This is a genomic window from Candidatus Proelusimicrobium excrementi, assembly GCF_937881865.1.
Classification (GTDB): domain Bacteria; phylum Elusimicrobiota; class Elusimicrobia; order Elusimicrobiales; family Elusimicrobiaceae; genus Proelusimicrobium; species Proelusimicrobium excrementi.
This window is the reverse complement of the sequence record NZ_CALGEO010000058.1, coordinates 1-4,341: the sequence shown is the minus strand read 5'-3', so window position 1 is coordinate 4,341 and position 4,341 is coordinate 1. Positions and strand designations below refer to the sequence as shown.

General features: G+C 43.5%; 4 protein-coding genes and 1 pseudogene. 3 read left to right on the top strand and 2 right to left on the bottom strand.

Annotated features, from left to right (window positions below):
• Nucleotides 1-50: 50 nt before the first annotated feature.
• Both ACQY26_RS03030 and ACQY26_RS03025 read right to left on the bottom strand, forming a co-directional pair.
• Nucleotides 51-680, bottom strand: a pseudogene (locus ACQY26_RS03030) (nicotinate phosphoribosyltransferase); the annotation flags it as partial.
• On the bottom strand, nt 646-828 hold the full coding sequence (locus tag ACQY26_RS03025) for a hypothetical protein (protein WP_428047616.1): 183 nt from the start codon (nt 826-828) through the stop codon (nt 646-648). The gene ACQY26_RS03025 and the pseudogene ACQY26_RS03030, both read right to left, overlap by 35 nt.
• Nucleotides 829-879: 51 nt before the next feature.
• On the opposite strand from ACQY26_RS03025, the gene epsC reads away from it, so the two are divergent.
• Genes epsC through ACQY26_RS03010 form a run of 3 tightly spaced genes read left to right on the top strand, consistent with a single transcriptional unit; the run spans nt 880 to nt 4,235 of the window.
• Complete coding sequence (epsC, locus tag ACQY26_RS03020) at nt 880-1,713, top strand: serine O-acetyltransferase EpsC (RefSeq protein WP_428047615.1); 834 nt, start codon at nt 880-882, stop codon at nt 1,711-1,713.
• A gap of 2 nt (nt 1,714-1,715) precedes the next feature.
• Nucleotides 1,716-3,740 carry a phospholipase D-like domain-containing protein gene (locus ACQY26_RS03015; protein ID WP_428047614.1) on the top strand — a complete coding sequence of 675 codons (2,025 nt, stop codon included), beginning with the start codon at nt 1,716-1,718 and terminating at the stop codon, nt 3,738-3,740.
• Between the two features lie 3 nt (nt 3,741-3,743).
• Nucleotides 3,744-4,235 carry a thermonuclease family protein gene (locus ACQY26_RS03010; RefSeq protein WP_428047613.1) on the top strand — a complete coding sequence of 164 codons (492 nt, stop codon included), beginning with the start codon at nt 3,744-3,746 and terminating at the stop codon, nt 4,233-4,235.
• Nucleotides 4,236-4,341: the final 106 nt, after the last annotated feature.

Below are 4,341 nucleotides of genomic sequence, written 5' to 3'. Positions count from 1 at the left end.
CGGAGCGATCGATGCGGCAGCTTCTCGGACATAACGTGCAAAGATGCATTTTATCTGTTGTTGAGCATTCTGTGCTTCAGATCCCAAAGCTCCTGAGACAAGTCAACGTAGTAGGTATGAGGATTTTCAAAACGCAGAACCTCATCCCACAAAGTGTTAATCTGTTCTTTGCAGTAATTCTGAATTTCCTGCAGATTTGGAGATTCATATACACATTCGCCTTTCACAAATACCGGAACCTGCAATGGTTTTGCAATAAAGTCGGTAATCATTTTCCGTTTCCATGTGTAAGACGGGTCAAAAATTTCATATGGCTGGCTGTCATCAATCACTTCGTCATGCAGTGTAATAACATCGGCAATAGCTTTCCCGGTAGTTCTTTCGTATAAGCGCCATGGTTTTTTGAAACCCGGATTGGTAATTTTTTCAACATTTTCGCTGACTTTGATTTTTGGTACCAGCTCATTATCCTGTTCTACAGCAACCAGCTTGTACACACCGCCGAATACCGGGTTGGATTTTGCAGTTATCAGACGTTCCCCTACACCAAAGGAGGTCACCTGACCGCCCTGGCTCAGAATATCACGAATAATATGTTCATCCAGCGCATTGCTTGCTACGATGCCACAGTCTTCAAAACCGGCATCATCCAGCATTTTGCGCGCTTTTTTGGAAAGATAAAAACATCAATGCGGCAAAGGAATTGAACAAAACGAACAAAGCCCATAATTTTAAAGAAGCAAAAGCCGTATAAGGCGACAATTTAAGACATTTAGCCGACAAAGCTTTTACGGAAAGATTTTCCTTTAACACATTGACGTACGGCATTCATTCCCCCTTACAAGTAGATTATAGCAATAAATTTAGTAGAATTATTTTATGAAAAATATGAAAAACACAGCCAAAACGCTGACGGAAAATATGATAAACTCCGCCATGGCGGTATCTTGCGCGAGAAGAGATTATTTCCCAGATAAGCAAGCCTTGCTCAACGCTTTTACCTTTTTTAAAGACGCTTTGTTTTTGTACACCATTAATCCCAAACTTGAAAGCAAAAACTGCGGCATTGACGATTTTGAAAAAAGACTCAAAAAAAATCTTAAAATTCTAGAGCGGGAAATAAAACACTATCTGTGTTTTTCTTCCGCCGAAAAGCCGCAAAAAGCGGCAAAAAAAGCGGCGGAAGTAACGCAAAAATTTAAGCAGGCCCTGCCAAGGCTTCAGGCATTGGCTTTAAGCGACGTCGAAGCCGCTTACAACGGCGATCCGGCCGCAAAAAACTATTATGAAGTAATGCTCTGCTACCCCGGGCTTTTGGCCGTAACTTTGCAGAGAATGGCGCACTTCCTTTATGAAAACGATTTGCAGCTTACCGCCCGCATAATAACCGAACACGCCCACAGCCTTACCGGCATAGACATACACCCCGGCGCGAAAATTGGGCGCGGCTTTTTTATAGATCACGGAACCGGCGTCGTAATCGGCGAAACCACGGAAATAGGCGACAACGTAAAAATATATCAGGGGGTTACGCTCGGCGCAAAGAGCTTCCCCAAAGACGAAAACGGCCACGCCAAAAAAGGCCTTAAAAGGCACCCTACGGTTGGCGACGGGGTAACAATATACGCCGGCGCGGCGATACTGGGGCCGGTAAAGATAGCCTCCGGCACGGTTGTGGCCGCAAACACCTGGATAACGGAAGATATTAAATAAAAATGATTCGCAAAATACTTTTAGTTCTTACGGCTTTTTGCCTGATTTACGCGGGATGCTCAAGCGCGGCAAAAAACAAAAAAGAGTTTTTAGCCTCTATAGACTCGCACGAAACGGCCCCCGCAGAGGCCGTTTTAAACGGAGAAGAACTTTATATAAAGTATATATATCAAAATACGGACGTTTATTTTAAAGCGGCTCTTCCGAAAAATCTGCAAAACTCTTTGGATAATTACGCCCGCGCGCAGCTTTCCGCCGCCAAAGAAATAAAAAATCCTTCCGCCGGAAGCGAGCGCGTAGTTTACGCAGCGGCCGGATTTGAAGGCATAATAAAAGACTTTTTTAAAACGCTTTTGCCCAAGGGCGACGGCACCGGTGTTATCATTATAGTTCAAGGTTTTGAAGGCGCGCTTTACAGGGATAAAAACGGCAAGGCGGATTTTAAGCTGCTTACGGAAATGCCCGAAGATATCCAAATAACCGGCAGAATAAACGAAAGCCAGTTCACGCAAATGTTCCTAAACGCCTTAAAAAAAGATTCCCGCCTGGCCGGGATATCTCAGACAAAATTTCTGCTGCCGACGCAAAACAAAAGCACCGAACCTTATATATATTTGGATCTTGAAAAAAATTTGGTCGTAACGCTTATCCTGCCGGAATATTTCGAACTAAAAAAACAAATGTCGGAGCTGGGATTTTCGGCCTCGTTTATATATTCTTTCCTGATAAAAAGCCATATATTCGGTATAATAAAAGCACCGTTTACTTCGGTATTCAGGCTGCTTTCTTTGGGCAAGAACTCTCTTTACAGCGCGATGGTTCCGCCCGCGACGGATATTGAAGGGCAAATCCCCCCCGTCAACGAAAACGCCCAAGGCATGGACTTAAAAGATTTTAACGATTTTCTGAATAAAACAATCTCAAAAGAAGTTTATAAAGGCAGCGCGCAGCTGCTTATCAACGGGGAAGAATTTTATCCGCATTTCTTGGTAAACGCAAATAAGGCTAAGCACTCCATATTTATAAGGCTTTATATATTCACGACGGATATGTACGCGCTTTCCATAGCGGATATGCTCAAACGCAAATCCAACGAAGGAACGCAGGTAAGAGTTATGATTGACGAACTCAATTCCCTTTTAAACAATAAAAAAACCCCGGCTTATTATTCCAAAGATTATGTTATGCCGCAAAGCATAGCCTCTTATTTAAAAAAGGGTTCAAAGGTTAAAGTAAGGAAAAGGCTCAACACTTGGGCGACTTTTGACCACAGCAAAGTAATAATAATCGACAGAGATTTGGCCTATACGGGCGGGATGAACTTCGGCGAAGAATACCGTTATCAATGGCATGACATGATGGTCGCCCTGCGGGGCCCGGTTACGGGAAGGCTGGTAAAAAACTTTTACGAAACTTGGAGCTTCAACGGCTGGGGCGGTGATTTTTCAGCCGCGTACAGAAAACTTTTCAGCAAGAAAATCCGCGAGGAAAACCTTGAAAAACCCGGCATGATAAATATCCGCCTGCTTTATACGCGCCCGGAGGAAGCGCAGATTTTTAAAGCTCAGATAGAGGCAATTAAAAGAGCGCAAAAAAGGATTTACATACAAAACGCGTATTTTTCCGACGACCGCATAGTAAAAGGCCTAATAGAAGCGCGCGCCCGCGGCGTTGACGTGCGCGTAATTTTACCGAGCGAAAACGACATAAGCATAATGCAAAAAAACAATATCGCCATGGCGAACAAACTTTGGCGCAACGGGATAAAAGTATACTTTTATAACGGTATGAGCCACGTAAAAGCCGCATTGTATGACGATTGGGCCATAGTCGGATCGGCCAATTTCGATAAAATGAGCCTGTTTATCAACAATGAAATGAGCCTCGGCATAGACGACCCGGCCTTTGTAAAGGAATTGGAAACAAGACTTTTTGAAAAAGATTTTAAAGATTCCAAACTTATGGATAAAGAAATAGAAATGAACTGGGCCTGGCAGATTGTAAACGCTCTGACAAACCAGCTTTAATTTATGAAAAGAAAAAGAATTTCTTCAAAAAAACAAATACGCTTTTGGGCCGCGGTTATAATAACAGTGATACTGTTTTTTGTGCAATATTTCGGCGGAGAAACGGCAAAAGCGCCGCGCCGTATTGACCCTAAAGCCGATGAATTTGACAATATTGAAGTAATCTCCGTATATGACGGAGACACTTTTAAAATAAACCTTAACTGTAAAGAGGAAGTGCTTTGCGGAAATATATCCGTAAGAGTGCGCGGGGTGGACTGCCCGGAAATAAAAGGCAAAACCGCCAAAGAAAAACGCTTGGCGAAGAAAGCCAAAACTTTTACGGAAAATTTTTTAAGCGCCGCGCCGGTCAATCTTAAAAACTGCGGGCGTGACAAATACTTCCGCTTGTTATGCGACGTTAAAGTCAATGAAGAAGATTTGGCAGAAGCCCTCTTAAAAGCCGGTTTGGCTTATCCTTACGACGGCGGAACCAAAGAAGACGTCTTCCGCTGATATCTTATATTTATACAAACATAACCCCCGCCTTTGCTTGCGCTTAGGCGGGGCGGTTAGTTGAGAGCCGGGGTTTGCCCCGGTTCAAAATCAATCACGCAACAAC

Coding starts and splice junctions, on each gene's coding strand:
- ACQY26_RS03015 (WP_428047614.1), top strand. CDS start 1,716: ATGATTCGCAAAATACTTTTAGTTCTTACGGCTTTTTGCCTGATTTAC.
- ACQY26_RS03010 (WP_428047613.1), top strand. CDS start 3,744: ATGAAAAGAAAAAGAATTTCTTCAAAAAAACAAATACGCTTTTGGGCC.
- ACQY26_RS03025 (WP_428047616.1), bottom strand. CDS start 828: ATGCCGTACGTCAATGTGTTAAAGGAAAATCTTTCCGTAAAAGCTTTG.
- epsC (WP_428047615.1), top strand. CDS start 880: ATGAAAAATATGAAAAACACAGCCAAAACGCTGACGGAAAATATGATA.